This window comes from Pseudomonas sp. USHLN015 (assembly GCF_037153275.1).
In the GTDB taxonomy this organism is placed as follows: Bacteria; Pseudomonadota; Gammaproteobacteria; order Pseudomonadales; family Pseudomonadaceae; genus Metapseudomonas; species Metapseudomonas tohonis.
Genome location: NZ_JBBCKP010000005.1, coordinates 154,342 through 172,121 on the forward strand (window position 1 = coordinate 154,342; position 17,780 = coordinate 172,121).

16 protein-coding genes are annotated in these 17,780 nt (G+C 65.6%); 6 read left to right on the forward strand and 10 right to left on the reverse strand.

What is annotated here, in order from left to right; translation table 11 throughout:
- Window positions 1-12 precede the first annotated feature (12 nt).
- Window positions 13-795 (reverse strand): hydroxypyruvate isomerase, encoded by a 783-nt coding sequence (gene hyi, locus WFQ67_RS11795; protein WP_173177864.1) that lies wholly within the window; start codon window positions 793-795, stop codon window positions 13-15.
- Between the two features lie 60 nt (window positions 796-855).
- On the reverse strand, window positions 856-2,631 hold the full coding sequence (gene gcl, locus WFQ67_RS11800) for a glyoxylate carboligase (protein ID WP_263150227.1): 1,776 nt from the start codon (window positions 2,629-2,631) through the stop codon (window positions 856-858).
- A 335-nt stretch (window positions 2,632-2,966) separates the two neighbouring features.
- Here gcl and WFQ67_RS11805 point away from each other — a divergent pair, with 335 nt between their 5' ends.
- Both WFQ67_RS11805 and WFQ67_RS11810 read left to right on the forward strand, forming a co-directional pair.
- Window positions 2,967-3,410, forward strand: a complete 444-nt coding sequence (locus WFQ67_RS11805; protein ID WP_337056963.1) for a GlcG/HbpS family heme-binding protein — start codon at window positions 2,967-2,969, stop codon at window positions 3,408-3,410.
- 160 nt (window positions 3,411-3,570) lie between these two features.
- Window positions 3,571-5,007, forward strand: a complete 1,437-nt coding sequence (locus tag WFQ67_RS11810) for an RtcB family protein (protein WP_337056965.1) — start codon at window positions 3,571-3,573, stop codon at window positions 5,005-5,007.
- A gap of 10 nt (window positions 5,008-5,017) precedes the next feature.
- On the opposite strand, the gene WFQ67_RS11815 is transcribed toward WFQ67_RS11810, so the two are convergent.
- The gene (locus WFQ67_RS11815) at window positions 5,018-5,647 is read right to left on the reverse strand and encodes a TetR/AcrR family transcriptional regulator (RefSeq protein ID WP_111260842.1); all 630 of its coding nucleotides are present in this window, start codon (window positions 5,645-5,647) and stop codon (window positions 5,018-5,020) included.
- A gap of 222 nt (window positions 5,648-5,869) precedes the next feature.
- Between WFQ67_RS11815 and moaA the strand changes: the two genes are divergently transcribed.
- From moaA to WFQ67_RS11835, 4 genes are all read left to right on the forward strand, one after another.
- Window positions 5,870-6,865, forward strand: a complete 996-nt coding sequence (gene moaA / locus WFQ67_RS11820; RefSeq protein ID WP_213625429.1) for a GTP 3',8-cyclase MoaA — start codon at window positions 5,870-5,872, stop codon at window positions 6,863-6,865.
- Between the two features lie 161 nt (window positions 6,866-7,026).
- On the forward strand, window positions 7,027-8,385 hold the full coding sequence (locus WFQ67_RS11825) for an 8-oxoguanine deaminase (RefSeq protein WP_263150222.1): 1,359 nt from the start codon (window positions 7,027-7,029) through the stop codon (window positions 8,383-8,385).
- A 75-nt stretch (window positions 8,386-8,460) separates the two neighbouring features.
- Window positions 8,461-9,273: a substrate-binding periplasmic protein gene (locus WFQ67_RS11830; protein WP_213630625.1), complete on the forward strand. Its 813-nt coding sequence runs from the start codon at window positions 8,461-8,463 to the stop codon at window positions 9,271-9,273.
- A 203-nt stretch (window positions 9,274-9,476) separates the two neighbouring features.
- A complete protein-coding gene (locus WFQ67_RS11835; RefSeq protein ID WP_213625427.1) occupies window positions 9,477-9,926 on the forward strand; it encodes a PA2169 family four-helix-bundle protein in 450 nt (149 codons plus the stop codon).
- 80 nt (window positions 9,927-10,006) lie between these two features.
- Here the strand turns inward: WFQ67_RS11835 and WFQ67_RS11840 are convergent, their stop codons facing one another.
- The 7 genes from WFQ67_RS11840 to puuE form a co-directional block, all read right to left on the reverse strand.
- Window positions 10,007-10,828, reverse strand: coding sequence for an outer membrane protein OmpK (locus WFQ67_RS11840; protein WP_213625426.1), 822 nt, complete (start codon window positions 10,826-10,828; stop codon window positions 10,007-10,009).
- A gap of 783 nt (window positions 10,829-11,611) precedes the next feature.
- Complete coding sequence (locus WFQ67_RS11845; RefSeq protein WP_337056967.1) at window positions 11,612-12,958, reverse strand: nucleobase:cation symporter-2 family protein; 1,347 nt, start codon at window positions 12,956-12,958, stop codon at window positions 11,612-11,614.
- 255 nt (window positions 12,959-13,213) lie between these two features.
- Window positions 13,214-14,524, reverse strand: a complete 1,311-nt coding sequence (locus tag WFQ67_RS11850) for a urate hydroxylase PuuD (protein WP_337056968.1) — start codon at window positions 14,522-14,524, stop codon at window positions 13,214-13,216.
- 53 nt (window positions 14,525-14,577) lie between these two features.
- The gene (locus tag WFQ67_RS11855) at window positions 14,578-15,081 is read right to left on the reverse strand and encodes an ureidoglycolate lyase (RefSeq protein ID WP_173177884.1); all 504 of its coding nucleotides are present in this window, start codon (window positions 15,079-15,081) and stop codon (window positions 14,578-14,580) included.
- 64 nt (window positions 15,082-15,145) lie between these two features.
- Entirely contained in the window at window positions 15,146-16,141 is a 996-nt protein-coding gene (alc, locus tag WFQ67_RS11860; protein WP_337056969.1) for an allantoicase, read from the reverse strand.
- 55 nt (window positions 16,142-16,196) lie between these two features.
- The gene (gene uraD, locus WFQ67_RS11865) at window positions 16,197-16,712 is read right to left on the reverse strand and encodes a 2-oxo-4-hydroxy-4-carboxy-5-ureidoimidazoline decarboxylase (protein WP_111260833.1); all 516 of its coding nucleotides are present in this window, start codon (window positions 16,710-16,712) and stop codon (window positions 16,197-16,199) included.
- Complete coding sequence (gene puuE / locus WFQ67_RS11870; RefSeq protein WP_213625421.1) at window positions 16,709-17,638, reverse strand: allantoinase PuuE; 930 nt, start codon at window positions 17,636-17,638, stop codon at window positions 16,709-16,711. The genes uraD and puuE overlap by 4 nt, the downstream gene beginning before the upstream one ends.
- Window positions 17,639-17,780: the final 142 nt, after the last annotated feature.

The window sequence follows — 17,780 nt, forward strand, 5'->3', positions numbered from 1 at the left end:
ATTACCTCTTTCTTAGATGGCGTTATGGGTTTTCAGCCAGCCAAGGCCGGCGGCGGTGGTGGTGGCGGGCTTGTACTCGCAGCCGACCCAGCCCTGGTAGCCGATGCGGTCCAGGTGCTCGAAGAGGAAGCGGTAGTTGATCTCGCCGGTGCCCGGCTCGTTGCGGCCCGGGTTGTCGGCCAGCTGCACGTGGTTGATCACGGCGAGGTTGCCTTCCACGGTGCGCGCCAGGTCACCTTCCATGATCTGCATGTGATAGATGTCGTACTGCAGGAACAGGTTGGCGCTGCCGACCTTCTCGCGGATCGCCAGGGCCTGCCGGGTGGTGTTCAGGTAGAAGCCGGGGATGTCGCGGGTGTTGATCATTTCCATGACCAGGCGGATGCCTGCGGCTTGCAGCTTCTCGGCGGCGTACTTCAGGTTGTCGACGAAGGTCTTCTCGACGGTGGCGCAGTCCGGGCCCTGGGGGCGGATGCCGGCCAGGCAGTTGACCTGCTGGTTGCCGAGCACCTTGGCGTAGGCGATGGCCTTGTCGACGCCGGCGCGGAATTCCTCGACGCGGTCCGGGTGGCAGGCGATGCCGCGCTCACCCTTGCCCCAGTCGCCGGCGGGCAGGTTGAACAGCACCTGTTCCAGCTTGTTGGCGTCCAGGCGGGCCTTGATCTCCTCGGCCGGGAAGTCGTAGGGGAAGAGGTACTCGACACCGGTGAAACCGGCGTCGGCAGCGGCGGCGAAACGGTCCAGGAAGTCCACTTCGGTGAACAGCATGGACAGGTTGGCGGCAAAACGGGGCATGAAGATTCTCCTCGGTAGACCTCCCTCTCCCGCCACGAACGGGAGAGGGGGCGTTGCTCGTCAGTCCAGCAGCGAGATGGCGGTCGGGGCGTCGGCGCCGCGTTGGGCCAGCTCCTCGAACTCGTTGATCGCGTTGATCTCGGTGCCCATGGAGATGTTGGTGACACGCTCCAGGATGACCTCGACCACGACCGGTACGCGGAACTCTTCCATCAGCTTGCGGGCCTTGGCGAAGGCGCCCTGCAGTTCGTTGGCGTCGAACACGCGGATGGCCTTGCAGCCCAGGCCCTCGACCACCGCGACGTGGTCCACGCCGTAGCCGTTGAGCTCCGGTGCGTTGACGTTGTCGAAGGACAGCTGCACGCAGTAGTCGATCTCGAAGCCGCGCTGCGCCTGGCGGATCAGGCCCAGGTAGGAGTTGTTCACCAGCACGTGGATGTAGGGCAGGTTGAACTGCGCGCCCACGGCCAGTTCCTCGATCATGAACTGGAAGTCGTAGTCACCCGAGAGCGCCACCACCGGCCGGCTCGGATCGGCCTTGACCACGCCGAGGGCGGCGGGAACGGTCCAGCCCAGCGGGCCGGCCTGGCCGCAGTTGATCCAGTGGCGGGGCTTGTACACGTGCAGGAACTGGGCACCGGCGATCTGCGACAGGCCGATGGTGCTGACGTAGCAGGTGTCCTTGCCGAAGAACTCGTTCATTTCCTCGTACACGCGCTGCGGCTTGACCGGCACGTTGTCGAAGTGGGTCTTGCGCTGCAGGGTGCGCTTGCGCTCGCGGCAGGATTCGACCCAGGCGCTGCGGTCCTTCAGCTTGCCGGCGGCTTTCCACTCGCGGGCGACTTCGAGGAAGGCGTCCAGCGCAGAGCCGGCGTCGGAGACGATGCCCAGGTCCGGGGTGAACACGCGGCCGATCTGGGTGGGCTCGATGTCCACGTGGATGAAGCGGCGGCCCTGGGTGTAGACGTCGACGGAGCCGGTGTGGCGGTTGGCCCAGCGGTTGCCGATGCCGAACACCAGGTCCGATTCCAGCAGCGTGGCGTTGCCGTAGCGGTGCGAGGTCTGCAGGCCGCACATGCCGGCCATCAGGGCGTGGTCGTCGGGGATGGTGCCCCAGCCCATCAGGGTCGGGATCACCGGTACGCCGGTCAGTTCGGCGAATTCGACCAGCTTGTCGGAGGCGTTGGCGTTGATCACGCCGCCGCCGGAAACGATCAGCGGGCGCTCGGCCTCATTGAGCATGGCCAGGGCCTTCTCGGCCTGGATGCGGGTGGCGGACGGCTTGTTCACCGACAGCGGCTCGTAGGCGTCGATGTCGAACTCGATCTCGGCCATCTGCACGTCGAAGGGCAGGTCGATCAGCACCGGGCCGGGACGGCCGCTGCGCATTTCGAAGAAGGCCTTCTGGAAGGCGTAGGGCACCTGGCCCGGCTCGAGGACGGTGGTCGCCCACTTGGTCACCGGCTTGACGATGCTGGTGATGTCGACGGCCTGGAAGTCTTCCTTGTGCAGGCGGGCACGAGGGGCCTGGCCGGTGATGCAGAGGATCGGGATGGAGTCGGCGGAGGCCGAGTACAGGCCGGTGACCATGTCGGTGCCGGCAGGGCCGGACGTACCGATGCACAGGCCGATGTTGCCCGGGTTGGTGCGGGTGTAGCCCTCGGCCATGTGCGAGGCGCCCTCGACGTGGCGGGCCAGGACATGGTCAATGCCGCCGATCTTGTTCAGTGCGGCGTACAGCGGGTTGATGGCGGCGCCGGGGATGCCGAACGCGGTGTCGATGCCTTCGCGGCGCATCACCAGGACGGCGGCCTCGATTGCTCTCATTTTGGCCATGTTTTGTGCCTCTTTTCTTGTGAAAATTGTATACAAGGTGCTTGTGGCGGATTCTATTCAGGTGCCGACTGAAGGGTCAAGGAGATTTGTCGGGCGAAATGTCGCAGGTCAGGGTTTCTTTAAAACGCCCGTTTGACGCGGCTTTCAGCGCCTATCTGGAGCGGATGGCGAATAAATGTATACAAAGAAGAAATTAATTGTATATCAATATTGATTTTTTTGTGTTCGGTGAGATAGTTGAGAAAAGCGCCGCCATTCGTGCAACCGGCTCCGTGATGGCCACAGCAACCCGGCGACGTGCGTCCGCTTCAACCACTACCCGAGGAAGCCTCACGATGAGCACCCTGTCCCTGGAAACCGCTGTCAGCATCTCCAACCGCGCCCTGGCCATCGGCCGCGAACTGCGAACCGCGCCCCTGACCATTGCCGTGCTGGATGCCGGCGGCCACCTGATCACCCTGCAGCGTGAAGATGGCGCCAGCATGCTTCGCCCGCAGATCGCCATCGGCAAGGCCTGGGGCGCCGTCGCCCTCGGCAAGGGCTCGCGCCTGATCGCCGCCGACGCGCAGCAGCGCCCGGCCTTCATCGGCGCGGTGAACAACCTGGCCGACGGCAACCTCGTGCCTGCGCCGGGTGGCGTGCTGATCCGCAATCTGGCGGGGGAGGTGATCGGCGCCATCGGCATCAGCGGCGACACCTCCGATATCGACGAGCAGTGCGCCATCAGCGGCGTGGAATCGGTGGGCCTCAAGGCCGACGCCGGCATCGCGGCGGCCTGACCCTCCCGTGCCTCCCGCCCCCCGGGAGGCACTCTGGCGCAGGTGTTGAATCGCCCTGGCGATGCCGCTAACATCCGCGCCGTCCCTTTCTGCTGCTGACGGACAACCACATCGCCATTGCGGCGATGTCTTTTTTCGTCTGTCGAAAAAGCAGCATTCCATGAAGAAGACTCCCTTCAAGCGGGTCCAGCAGAAGCTGGCCCGAGCCGGCGTGTCCATCAGCCGCGTCAACGGCAATACCCTGTCCGTTTCCTCGCTCAACCGCGCCGGCCTGGGCGCCAGCATCCTGCTGCCCGAATCCTTTCCCATCGAGGAGAAGGCGGTGTTGCAGTTGCTGGATTTCGCCGGTGTCTCCCACCCCGACGGCGGCGAGGTGCGTTGCGCCTGCGCGACGCCGGACTTCCACGCCGGCTCCGGCATCCCGGTGGGCGCGGTCATCGTCACCAGCCCCGAGATGGTGATTCCCCAGAGCATCGGCACCGATATCAACTGCGGCATGCGCCTGCATCGGCTGGGCATCCACTACGATGCTTTCCTTGCACGCAAGGCCGAGTGGGTGGAGCGCGTGCGGGGCGACCTGCTGGGCGGCACCCGCAACATCCCCACGGCGCCAGGCGAGATGACGGCGCTGTTCGAAGGCGGGCTCGGTGATTTCTGGGACGCCGTGGGACGTCGCTCCGCTCGCGACGGTCTCCTGGCGCGGCTCGACCTGGAGCAGGTCACACGCGAACTGGCGGGGCTGCACCCCTCGTCCTTCGTCCGTGGCTCGGCGGCCTACGCCCCGGAGGCGTTGCAGAACACGGGTCGTGCCGTGCTGCGGGATCCGGGGCTGGGCACCATCGGTGGCGGCAACCACTTCGTCGAGGTGCAGGTCGTCACCGAGCTGGTCGATCGGCGCGCCTGTTTCGAGCGCGGGCTGACCGTGGGGCAGGTGGTTGTGATGATCCACACTGGCTCCCGGGACGTGGGCTTTCATGTCGGCCGGCGCTGGATGGACAAGGCCCGGGAGCTCTGGCCCAAGGGCATGAAGCATCCCGAGTCGAAGGTCTTCGCCCTGGTGGGCGAGATGGCCGGGCACTACCTGCTGGCCATGCACAGCGCGGCTCACTACGCCGACGCCAACCGGGCGCTGATCGCCGAGATGGTGCGCCAGCGGACCCGCGAACTGTTCGGCCCCGACACCGAGGCACCGCTGCTGGTGGATGTGCCGCACAACATCGTGCTGCAGGAGCCGCAGGGCAACGTCCACCGCAAGGGGGCGACGCCGGCCTATGCGGGGCAGGACCTGCTGATCCCCGGGAGCATGGGGCACGACTCCTACCTGCTCACCGGGCTCGGCAACCCGCGCTGGCTGAGCTCCGCCAGCCATGGGGCGGGGCGCTCCATGTCGCGCAGCGAGATCCTCTTCAAGGGGCGCAAGGACCCGGGCATCCTCGGCCTGGAGCGGGTGCAGTGCATCACCACGCGCGAGGAGCGGATGATCGAGGAGGCGCCCGGCGCCTACAAGGAGATCGGCGAGGTGGTGCGCTCGCAGGTGGAGGAGGAGACGGTGGCGGTGATTGCCCGGTTCAGCCCGGTGCTCACCTTCAAGGCCTGAAGGGGTTCCCTCAGGCGCTCTGCGCCTGGGGGGCTTCCTGCACTTCGCAGCCTTTGAGCACGAGGCGGATGATGGTGTCGGCGGCGGCTTCGTAGTCGGCGTCGCTGAGCGAGGCCTTGCCGGTGACGACGGAGATCTGCCAGTCGAAGTCGGCGTAGGTCTGGGTCGCGGCCCAGATGCTGAACAGCAGGTGGCTGGGGTCGATCCTGGCCATCAGCCCCTGGTCGATCCAGCCCTGGATGCAGGCGATGTTGTGGCGGGCCTGCTCGTTGAGGTGGGCGGTCTGCTCGGCGGACAGGTGCGGCGCACCGTGCATGATCTCGCTGGCGAACACCTTCGAGGCGTGGGGCAGCTCGCGGGAGATGCGAATCTTCGAGCGGATGTAGGCCTTGAGCACATCGCCCGGGTGTCCGCCCGCATTGAAGGGGTGGGAGGCGGCCAGCAGCGGCTCGACGATGCTTTCGAGCACCTCGCGGTAGAGGTTCTCCTTGGACTTGAAGTAGTAGTAGACGTTGGGCTTTGGCAGGCCGGCCTTGGCTGCGATGTCGCTGGTCTTGGTGGCGGCGAAACCCTTGTCGGCGAACTCTTCACTGGCTGCCCGCAGGATCAGCTCTTTATTGCGCTCGCGAATGCTGCTCACATCTGCTCCTCTGTTCACTCGCCATGTGGCCGTCACGGGTCGGCTGGCGAGCGGTCGGGCATGGTAGCACCGGCCTCCCGGGCCTCTCAAGCAAGCGGGGGAGGGGTGGCGAGGGGACGGTCCGACAGGTTTCTGTATACAAGATTTTGGATTTCTGTTTTTATTCCGCATCCGTCCATGCCGCCGGGGTCCCGACCGGCGCGTGTTGCGGCAGGCTGCACCATGCAAGACAGCACATTGCGCGACCCCTTCGGTCGCCGGATCACCTACCTGCGTCTCTCGGTCACGGACCGTTGCGACTTCCGTTGCACCTACTGCATGAGCGAAGACATGGTCTTCGCCCCGCGGGCGCAGATACTCAGCCTCGAAGAGCTCTATGCCGTGGCCGATGCCTTCATCGGGCTCGGGGTCAGGCGCATCCGCGTGACCGGTGGCGAGCCGCTGGTGCGCAAGGGCCTCACCGGCCTGCTGGCGCGGCTCGGTGCCCGCCGCGAGCTGGAAGACCTGGCCATCACCAGCAACGGTTCGCAGCTCGCCCACATGGCGCGCGACCTGCGCGCCGCCGGCGTCACCCGTCTCAACATCAGCCTCGATTCCCTGCAGCGCGAGCGCTTCGCCGCCTTCACCCGTCGTGATTGCCTCGACCAGGTGCTGGCCGGCATCGACGCCGCGCGCGACGCCGGCTTCCAGCGCATCAAGCTCAATACCGTGGTGCAGAAAGGCCGTAACGACGATGAGGTCGAGGACTTGGTGGCGTTCGCCGTCGAGCATGGCCTGGACATCAGCTTCATCGAGGAGATGCCCCTGGGCAGCATCTCCAGCCACGAACGCAAGGTCACCCTCTGCACCTCCGAAGAGGTGCGCGAGCGGGTCGGGCGACGCTTCCAGCTCCTGCCCAGCAGCCATCGCACCGGTGGTCCGTCGCGCTACTGGCAGGTGATCGGCAGCGACACCCAGGTCGGCTTCATTTCCCCCCACAGCCGCAACTTCTGCGGCGACTGCAACCGTGTGCGCGTCACCGCCGAAGGCAAGCTGGTGCTGTGCCTCGGCCATGAAGGTGCACTGGACCTCAAGGCACTGATCCGTCGTCACCCCGGTGACGGCGAGCGGCTGCGCGCGGCCCTGGTGGATGCCCTGAGGCTGAAGCCGGAGCGGCACCATTTCGATGCGGATTCCCAGGTACAGGTAGTCCGCTTCATGAGCACCACCGGCGGCTGATCGGGCTGCTGGGCTTAGGCCCGGCTGCGTTGCGCCCTCTTGCCGTACGAACCGTACTGTCTTCGAGGGCGCGCCTTGCCGGTCCGTCTCCCAGCAACCCGATCCGTTGCTGCATTCCTTTTCAAGAACAAAAGCGCCCTGAAGGGCTGAGGAGAATACGCATGGGCAAGACATTGCTGGTGAAGAACGCTGACCTGCTGGTCACGATGGATGGCGAGCGCCGCGAGATCAGGCAGGGCGGCCTGTTCATCGAGGACAACGTCATCCGCCAGGTGGGGCCGAGCGCCGAGTTGCCGCAGAGCGCGGACGAGGTGCTGGACCTCAAGGGCCACATCGTCATCCCCGGCCTGGTCAACACCCACCACCACATGTACCAGAGCCTCACCCGCGTGGTGCCGGCCGCCCAGGACGGCGAGCTGTTCAACTGGCTGACCAACCTCTACCCGATCTGGGCACGCCTGACCCCCGAGATGATCCAGGTCTCCACCCAGACGGCGATGGCCGAGCTGATCCTTTCCGGCTGCACCACCTCCAGCGACCACCTCTACATCTACCCCAACGGCTGCAAGCTGGACGACAGCATCCACGCCGCCGGCGAGATCGGCATGCGCTTCCACGCCGCGCGCGGCAGCATGAGCGTCGGCCGCAGCCAGGGCGGCCTGCCGCCGGACTCGGTGGTGGAGAAGGAGGCGGACATCCTCAAGGAGTCCCAACGCCTGATCGAGGACTACCACGACGCGTCCCATGGCTCGATGCTGCGGGTGGTGGTGGCGCCGTGCTCACCCTTCTCGGTGAGCCAGGACCTGATGCGCGAGGCGGCGGTGCTCGCGCGCCAGTATGGCGTGTCGCTGCACACCCACCTGGCGGAGAACGTCAACGACATCGCCTACAGCCGCGAGAAGTTCGGCATGACCCCCGCCGAATACGCCGAAGACCTGGGCTGGGTCGGCCATGACGTGTGGCATGCCCACTGCGTCCAGCTCGACCAGCACGGCATCGACCTGTTCGCCCGCACCGGCACCGGTGTCGCCCACTGCCCCTGCTCGAACATGCGCCTGGCCTCGGGCATCGCGCCGATCCGCCGCATGCGCGATGCCGGCGTCCCGGTCGGCCTGGGTGTCGACGGCTCGGCCTCCAACGATGGCGCCACCATGATCGGCGAGGTGCGCCAGGCCCTGCTGCTGCAGCGCGTCGGTTTCGGCCCCGATGCCATGACCGCGCGGGAGGCGCTGGAGATCGCCACCCTGGGCGGCGCCAAGGTGCTCAACCGTGACGACATCGGTGCCCTGGCCCCGGGCATGGCGGCGGACTTCGTCGCCTTCGACCTGAACCAGATCGCCTTCGCCGGCGCCCTCCACGATCCGCTGGCGGCCCTGGTGTTCTGCGCCCCGGCCCAGGTCTCCCACAGCGTGATCAACGGTCGCCTGGTGGTGAAGGATGGCCAGTTGATGACCGTCGACCTGCCACGCGTGATCGAGCGCCACAACCGCCTCGCTCATCAGTTGGTGCTGGGCGAGTGATGGCGCGCCGGCCGCGGCTCGTGTCGCGGCCGGCACCTACCCGAAGACGAGGAGAGTCCTTTGAGAGCGAGCTATCTGGGCTGGCTGCTGGCCGGCCTGCTGCCCCTGGGCGCGGCCCATGGGGAAAGCTATGTCGTGGGCGTCGAGCGCCTGTCCTTCCAGCCGCATTACTGGGTCGACGAACAGGGTGAATACCGCGGCTTCGCCCGCGAGGTGCTGGACCTGTTCGCGCAGGCCGAGCACATCGAACTGAGCTACCGCGCGCTGCCGGTCACCGAGCTGGCCGGGCGCCTGGTCAAGGGCGAGGTGGACCTGAAATACCCGGATAGCCCCGAATGGGCGGATGAGGTCAAGGCCGGCAAGCCCATGGCCTACAGCGCGCCGGTGGTGGGCTACGTGGATGGCGTGCTGGTGGACCCGAAGCGGGTCGGGCAGGGCATCGACGGCCTGCGGCGCCTGGCCCTGGTGCAGGGCTGGACGCCCCGTGGCTACCAGTCGCGGATCGACGAGGGCAAGGTACAGCCGGTGCAGGGCAGCGACCTGCGGCAGATGATCCGCCAGGCCCTGAAGAAGCAGGCTGACGGCGCCTACTTCAACGTGGTGGTCGCCACCTATTACCTGGACAACATCCGCGCCCGCCCCGGTGCGCTGGTGTTCGACCCGTCGCTGCCGCACACCCGTGGCACTTTCCACCTCTCCAGCTCCCGGCACCCGGAGCTGGTGCAGCGCTTCGACCGCTTCCTGGTGTCGCACAAGGCCGAAGTGGACGCGCTCAAGGCGCGCTATCGCGTCGAGGCCAACCTCGATACCGAGTACATGGGGCTGGAGCAGTGGAAGGTGGACTACCTGGAGCGGCAGAAGCGCAAAGGTGAGTCCGGCAGACCCTGACCCCTGCTGTACGTCATCTGGTCGATGAGCGGGTCTTCCTGTCTGCGAGGCCCGCTCTTCGCGCTTCACCGCATCGCGCAGGTGTCGCTCCGGCATTGCTCGTGGCCGAAACCTTGAACCATCGGAAAACCGCCCCGGTCCATTTCTCTGAGTGGCTGAGGAAGAACTCGGCTGGAATCCCTACCGGAAAAGAGGAAAGCACGATGGATAACCACAAGGCTATTTCCGTTCTCAACGACCTGATCGAAACCAGCAAGGATGGCGAAAAGGGGTTTCTCGAATGCGCCGAGGATGTGAAGAACCCCCAGCTGAAAGCCACCTTCACCCAGCGCGCCCAGGAGTGCGCCCGCGCCGCTGCCGAGCTGCAGCAGGTGGTGCGTTCCATGGGCGGTGACCCGGAGACCTCCTCCAGCGTGGCCGGCGCCCTGCACCGTCGCTGGGTTGACCTCAAGGCCCTGGTGACCGGCAAGGACGATGCCGCCATCCTCAACGAATGCGAGCGCGGTGAAGATGTCGCGCTGAAGGCCTACAAGGATGCGCTGGGCAAGGAGCTGCCGCCGCCGGCTCGCTCCATCGTCGAGAAACAACTGCTCGGCGTGCAGCGCAACCATGACCAGATCAAGGCCCTGCGCAACCTGGCCCGCGCCAGCTGACGGCGGGTATCGGCGGCATTGCCGCCAACGAAAAAGGGATGGCGTTTCGCGCCATCCCTTTTTTCATGCAGCAGGTGCGATCAGAAGTGCACCTTGACCAGCAGGCTGGCGGTGTTCTGGTCGGTGCCGCCGAGGATCTCGTCGCCGAGGAAGCTGTCGTCGTCGATACCGTACTTGTTGCTCCAGTAGTCGTACTCGACACCGACGTAGAGCTGCTTGGCGCCCAGGTTAAGGGCCTTGCCCAGGTCGTACTTGATCTGCGGGTTGAAGTGCAGGTTGGCGTGCAGGTCGTTCGGACGGCTGCTGGTGCCGTCCTTGTTGTTCCACACCCAGTCCATGAAGCCGTCGATGAGGATGTCGGAGTTGCCCACCGGGATGGTGTAGGACCACACCGGGGTGACCTGCCACTGTCCAGCCGGGTTGTTGGTGATGCCGTCGGGCTTGCGGTAGTAGAAGTTCAGCTGGAAGTAGTCGAAGCCGGGGATGGCCAGGTCGAAGCCCGGGCCGAGCAGGTAGTTCTGGGTGCGGTTCTCGCCACGCTCGTAGGTGGCGGCCAGCAGCACGTCGGTCACCGGGCCGAAGGCGATCTTCTGGTCGAGCAGCTTGCCGAAGGACAGGCGCGGCTGGATCTCGCCGTAGTAGGTGTTGTTGCCCGCGTTGGCATCGGCCTTGCCGTTGTAGTTGATCTGGTCGGCGAAGATGAACAGGTCGCCCCAGGTCCAGCCACTGGCGTGCTCGAAGGTGAAGGTCTGCTGGATTTCCGGGTTGACCTTGAAATCCTGGCCGTAGAGGTAGGTGATGCTGTTGTTCTGCCACAGCAGCGGGCCGTCGGCCAGGGCCTGCCCTCCCGCCAGGAGGCCGGCGGTAAGGGCGATGCAGTGAGGCAGATGCTTCAGGTTCATGCGGTTTTCCTTATTTTCAGGGCTTCAGGTTGGCCTCTACGCAGCCGGCAGGGAGCCGCCCGGCGGAGCGGGGCGGTCTTGCTGGATGCATGGAGGGATTCCGGGTTGGCCGTCCTGGCGTCAGCTCGTCATGACGACGCGGTCGGTCTTCGGATTCCGGGGCGGCGACGGGCGATCTTCAGCGCTGGGCTGTTCGGCTGCGTCGTGCGATGTGCGCCGGGCCGCGTGGGGGCAGGCCTCGGTGGAGAGTGTCGTGAGCGGGGCGGGCAGGGCAGTGGGGATTGGGTGCGCCGGGCTGCGGACGGCGCCGTAGGTTCCGGTCTGTGCGGATGTGTTCATCGTTCAAAGCCTGCCTGTTGTTTTTGTAGGTCGTGGGCTTGCGGGTGACTGCCGTCCCGCTGGCCGCCTCGCGTTCGGAAACTGAACTGCGGGTCAGGTTTTGCGACTATAGCATTCTGTTTACAGGCTGAGTAACAAAATAAATCAGAATTGTGTACAGAAAATCGTGCGTTTTGGCTGCGACCCATCGACTCGCCACGCGATTACCCTGATGACCTGTAAAGCCCGTAATCCCTGGACGAAGCCGTAGGTTGGCGCCGAGCGCAGCGAGGCCCAACGGAGCGGAATCGAGCTCGGCTACGTTGGGCTTCGTGCCTCGGCCCAACCTACGGTTACGTGCCTTGCCATCTCGTTTGGAAGCGGATGCCCATAAAAAAGCCCGCCTTGTAGGCGGGCGGGAAGTCCTGTCCTCACCGGGTCGGTGCATCCAGGTGGGAGCAAGGCTCAGTGGGCGGCGCAGTGTCGGCTGCGCTCCTTCTCGCCCAGGATGTTGAACAGGATGTTGAGCACCAGCGCGCTGACGGTGGCCATGGCGATGCCGCTGTGGGTGATGGGCTCCATCCAGTGGGGCAGGTGGGCGAAGAACTCGGGGCGCACCACCGGCGCCATGCCCATCCCCATGCTCACGGCGACCAGCAACTGGTTGCGGCGGTCGGTAATGTCGGCTTCGTGGAGGATCTTGATGCCCGTGGCGGCGACCATGCCGAACATCGCCAGCCCTGCGCCACCGAGTACGGCGGGCGGAATGGAGGCGACCAGGAAGGCGGCCTTGGGCAGCAGGCTCAGGGTGATCAGGAACAGGCCGGCCACGGCGGTGACGTAGCGGCTGCGTACGCCGGTCATCTGCACCAGGCCGATGTTCTGGGCGAAGGAGGAGTGGGTAAAGGTGTTGAAGAAACCGGCGAAGAAGGAGGCGCCGGCGTCGCACAGCAGGCCGCGGCGCAGGGCCTTGGGGCAGACCTCCCGGCCGGTGATCTTGCCCAGGGCGAGGAACATGCCGGTGGACTCGACGAAGATGATCACCACCACCAGGCACATCGACAGCACCGGCGCCAGCTCGAACCTGGGCATGCCGAAATGCAGCGGGGTGACCACCTGGAACCAGTGCGCCTGCTCCAGGCCGGTGAGGTCGACCATGCCCATGCCGCCTGCGACGACGTAGCCGACCGCCATGCCGATCAGCACCGAGACATTGACCCAGAAGCCGCGCATGAAACGATTGACCAACAGGATGATGCCCAGCACCAGGGCGGCCACGGCGAGGTACTCCAGGGCGCCGAACTGCACCGCCTTGCTGCCGCCACCCGCCCAGTTCACGGCCACGGGGAACAGGGTGAGGCCGATGGAAGTGATCACCGTGCCGGTGACCAGCGGTGGGAAGAACCGCACGATGCGCGCCATGAAGGGGGCCAGCAGCAGGCCGAAGAAGCCGGCGGCGATGGTGGCGCCGAAGATGCCTTGCAGGCCCACGCCGGGCATCCCGGCCATCACCACCATGCTGCCGACGGCGGCGAAGCTCGCGCCCATCATCACCGGCATGCGGATACCCACCGGGCCGATGCCGATCGATTGCACCAGGGTGGCGATACCGGCCACCAGCAGGTCCGCGTTGATCAGGAAGGCGATTTCCTCGCGGGACAGACCGGCCGCCTGGCCGACGATCAGCGGCACGGCCACGGCGCCGCCGTACATCAGCAGCACGTGCTGGATGCCCACGAGCAGGAGTTGCAACAAAGGCAGGCGTTGATCGGCGGGCGGAATGGCGAGCTCGGGCTCGGTCAGCTTGGTCATGCAACACCTCTGGCGCTTTTGTTTTTGTTGAGCCGTCTAGGCCGCAGCCGGCAAAGGCCGGCGGCTATCCTGGTATTCATGTTTCTGCCATCCAGGCCCTGCTGTGGGCGGTGGATGGGGCACGCGGAACAAAGGGCAGGGCCTGGTGCGGGACATGCACCGGAACGCCGTGCCGGAAGAGGATAAAAAAAGCCTGCCTGGGGCAGGCTTGAAACACGGGCCGCAGCTTGGGGATGCGGCCCGTCGTGGTCGAGATCAGTTGGTCTTGGCGCCTTCGGCGATCCAGGAACCGATCAGGTCGCGTTCGGCCTGGGTCATCTGGGTGATGTTGCCCAGCGGCATGATCTGGGTGGCGACGGCCTGTGCCTGGATCTTCGGTGCGAGGGCCTGGATCTGCTGCGGGGTGTCGAACATCACGCCACCCGGTGCCGCGGTGAACATCGGGCTGGTGGGCTTGGCGGAATGGCAGACGGAGCAACGTTCCTGGATCACGCTGTGGACCTTGTCGAAGTCCGCGCCGCCGGCGTTGGCCTGGGCGTTGGCGGGCTGGGCCGGAGCCTGGGCCTGCTCGGCGGGCTTGCTGCCTTCACTGGTGGCTGCCGGCGCTGCGGCCTCGGTCTTGGCCGGTGCGGTGGCCGGGGCGACGTTGGCGACGGGCGCGGTGGCGGCCTTGTAGTTCGGCGAGGTGACGAAGGCCAGGCAGATCATGCCCAGTGCGCCGGCCGGGAGGGTCCAGGCGAACTTGTTGCTGTCGTGGCGGGTGTTGAAGTAGTGGCGTACCAGAACGGCGATCACCGCGATCCCGGCCAGGATCAGCCAGTTGTACTGGCTGCCGTAGGTGCTCGGGAAATGGTTGCTGATCATGATGAACAGCACCGGCAGGGTGAAGTAGTTGTTGTGGCGCGAGCGCAGCAGGCCCTTGGCCGGCAGCGCCGGGTCCGGGGTGCGGTTCTCTTCGATGGCCTTAACCAGTGCACGCTGTGCCGGCATGATGATGCGGAACACGTTGCCGACCATGATGGTGCCGATCAGCGCGCCGACATGGATGTAGGCGCCACGGCCGCTGAACACCTGGGTGAAGCCCCAGGCCGCGCCGATCACCAGCACGAAGAGGATCAGGCCGAGCAGGGCGGGCTGCTTGCCCAGGGGCGAGTCGCACAGCAGGTCGTAGATGAACCAGCCGGCGATCAGGGAACCGACGCCGATGGCGATGGCCGCAGCCGGGGCGAGGTCCAGGCCGGGGGCGATCAGGTACAGGGTCGGGTTCAGGTAGAACACCACGGTCAGCAGGGCGACGCCCGACAGCCAGGTGAAATAGGCCTCCCATTTGAACCAGTGCAGGTTGTCCGGCATTTTCGGCGGGGCGAGCTTGTATTTCTCCAGGTGGTAGATGCCGCCACCGTGGATCGCCCACAGGTCACCGGCCAACCCCTCGCGCGGGGCCTTGCGGTTGAGGTTGTTCTCCAGCCAGACGAAATAGAAGGATGCGCCGATCCAGGCGATGCCGGTGATCATGTGAACCCAGCGGATGCTCAGGTTCAGCCATTCGGTCAGATGTGCTTCCACAGTACGTACCTCTTTCCCGGACGATCGGCACGGCGATCGCTGGGCTTCTCTTATTAGTGGTGGGGGTCGAGGAGCAGTTGCTCGTCCTCGGTGAAGTAATGCTCGTCGCAGTTGTTGCCGGAACCGCTGCGATCAACCACCAGGAAGTCATCCCGCTTTTCGATCGTCAGCACCGGGTGGTGCCAGACGCCGCGATGGTAATTAACGCCCTGCCTGCCATTGGTGAGGAAGGCACGGACCAGACCCGGTACAGGTGCATCGCCAACCGGCGCGACCACGACCAGAAAGGGGTTGCCGAGCAGCGGTATGAAGGCCTGGCTGCCCTGCGGATGTCGTTCAAGCATGCGGATGGGAAGGGGCATCTCCAGGGACTCGGCGCTGAAGATGCTGATGATCGCCTTGTCGTCCGGCTGGGCCGTCTCGACGGTGGCCAGCTTGTGGTAACGGCGGGTTGAGCCGTTGTTGATCATGAAGAACTCGCTGCCTTCGGTTTCGATGACGTCACCGAACGGGGCGAATGCTTCTTTGGTCAGGGGCTCGATCTTGAGAGTGCGCATGCTGTTCTTCTTGTCCTTGCTGTCGCCCCGCCACGGTGACGGGGTTGCCGGGGTTGGCCCGGCGTTATCTGGCCACCTTGCCGAACAGGCGCAGGCGACTGACGCCTCCGTCCGGGAATATGTTCAGGCGTACGTGGGTGACGGGGCCGAGGGCCCGGATCTGTTCGGTGTATTCGTGCTCGGCGTGCATCGAGAGCTTCTGGCTCGGCAGCAGCTCGCGCCAGAACAGGCTCTGGGTCTCGATCTGGCTGTCGGTGCCGCCCTTGACGAAGGCCGCCTGGATCGAGCAGCTGTCGGGGTAGTTGCCCTTGAAATGCAGGGTATCGACCACGATTCGCTCGATCTCGCCGGGGTGGCCGAGGGCGACTATCACCCAGTCGTTGCCCGGGGTGCGGCGGCGGGCGGTTTCCCAGCCGTCGCCCATGTTGATGCCACGGCCCGGGTTGAGGATGTTGCCCATGCGGCCGAAATGCTCGTCGGAGCAGGCCAGCGCGCGACCGCCATTGAGGGCTGCGGCGAGGTCGACCTGCTCGAAGTCGCCCACCGCGCTCCAGTCGCGATGGGGGATGCCGTATACGCGCAGGCGTGCCACGCCACCGTCGGGATAGATGTTGAAGCGCAGGTGGGTGAAGGCCTGGTCGTTGTCGATCGCATGGTAATGGTGGCTATCGCCCTTGAGCTCGACGGAGCCGAGCACTTCGCTCCAGGCGGTGGTCTCGTCCGGGTCGCCGTTGGCCACGAAGCAGCCTTCCAGGGACGCGGACGGCGGGTAGTTGCCGGTGAAGAAACTGGTGTCGATGTCCACGCCCTTGATCGAGCCCGCTACACCCAGGCGGATCACAGCGTGGTCATGGCCTTCGAAACGCTTGCGGCGGGATTCCCAGCCGTCCATCCACTTGCCGTTGTCGTCGAACACGCCTTCCTTCCACACGGCCGTGGTCGGCTGGAACAGGCGGTTGACGTCGGCGAACCAGTCGTCGGTGACCGAGAGGGCTCGGGTCCCGAGACGGGCGTCGGCGAGGTTGATGTACTTCTCGAAGGGTACTGCGTAGCTCTTCATTGCGGTCTGCCTTGGAACGGGAGCATCGGCGTGTCCGGCGTGCGTGCAGCCGGGGTCACATCTGCTGCAGGCGGAACAGCGCGATCCGGTTGATCTCGGCCAGGGCCCGGCTGAACTCGGCTTCGGGGGTGTTGTGGATGCGCTCCTCGAACGCCGCCAGGATCTGGTGCCGGTTGCTGCCCTTCACCGCCATGATGAAAGGGAACCCGAACTTGGCCTTGTAGGCGTCGTTCAGCTCGGTGAAGCGTGCGAACTCTTCAGCCGTGCATTCGTGGATGCCGGCACCGGCCTGTTCGCTGGTGCTGGCTTCGGTCAACTCGCCTCGGACGGCGGCCTTGCCTGCCAGGTCCGGGTGAGCGTTGATCAGGGCCAGCTGGGCGTCGTGGCTGGCGCTGAGCAGGATGTCGGACATGCGCTGGTGCAGGCCGTCGATCTGGTCGACGCTGGCATCCAGGCCGAGGTCGTAGGCCTTCTCGGCGACCCAGGGCGAATGCTCGTAGATGTCGGCGAAGGCGCTGACGAAGGCCTCGCGGGACAGGCTGGACGGGGTGATCTTCTGGAAGCTGCTCATTGGGCGTTGCCTTGGAAAGGGTGGGTGGTGTGCCAGTGGCGGGCGATGTCCACGCGGCGGGCGAACCAGACCTTGTCGTGGCTCTTCACGTATTCGATGAAGCGGGCCAGGGCGGCGAGGCGCGCGGGGCGGCCCAGCAGGCGGCAGTGCATGCCGATGGAGAGCATCTTCGGCGCGCCGGCGGCGCCTTCGGCGTAGAGCACGTCGAAGGCGTCCTTCAGGTATTCGTAGAAGTCGTCGCCCTTGTTGAAGCCCTGCACCTGGGTGAAGCGCATGTCGTTGGTGTCGAGGGTGTAGGGGATCACCAGGTGCGGTTTCTCCACGGTGCTGGCCGGGTCCCAGTAGGGCAGGTCGTCGTCGTAGGTGTCGGAGTCGTAGAGGAAGCCGCCTTCCTCCATCACCAGGCGACGGGTGTTCGGGCCGGTGCGGCCGGTGTACCAGCCCAGCGGACGTTCGCCGGTCAGCTCGGTGAGGATGCGGATGGCCTCGAGCATGTGCTCGCGCTCCTGCTCCTCGCTCATGTACTGGTAGTCGATCCAGCGGTAGCCGTGGCTGCAGATCTCGTGGCCGGCCTCGACCATGGCGCGGATGGCGTCCGGGTGGCGCTGTGCGGCCATGGCGACGGCGAAGATGGTCAGCGGGATGTCGTGCTTCTTGAACAGGTTGAGCAGGCGCCAGACGCCGGCTCGGCTACCGTACTCGTAGAGGGATTCCATGCTCATGTTGCGGGCGCCCTGCAGGGGCTGCGCCGCGACCATCTCCGAGAGGAAGGCCTCGGATTCCTTGTCGCCGTGGAGGATGTTGCGCTCGCCGCCTTCCTCGTAGTTGAGGACGAAGGAGAGGGCGATGCGTGCCTCGCCCGGCCAGTGCGGATGCGGGGGATTGCTGCCGTAGCCGATCAGGTCGCGGGGGTAGTCGAGGCTCACTACTGGATTCCTTCTTGTCTGTGGAGGGTTCGCGGAGCCGGGCTGCGCGAACGCGATGAGTGATTGTATACAAACGTCATCGAGTTTTGTAAATGAAATATTTGTCCCGATCGACGTCCTGCAGGTTTGCAAAAAACTTGCC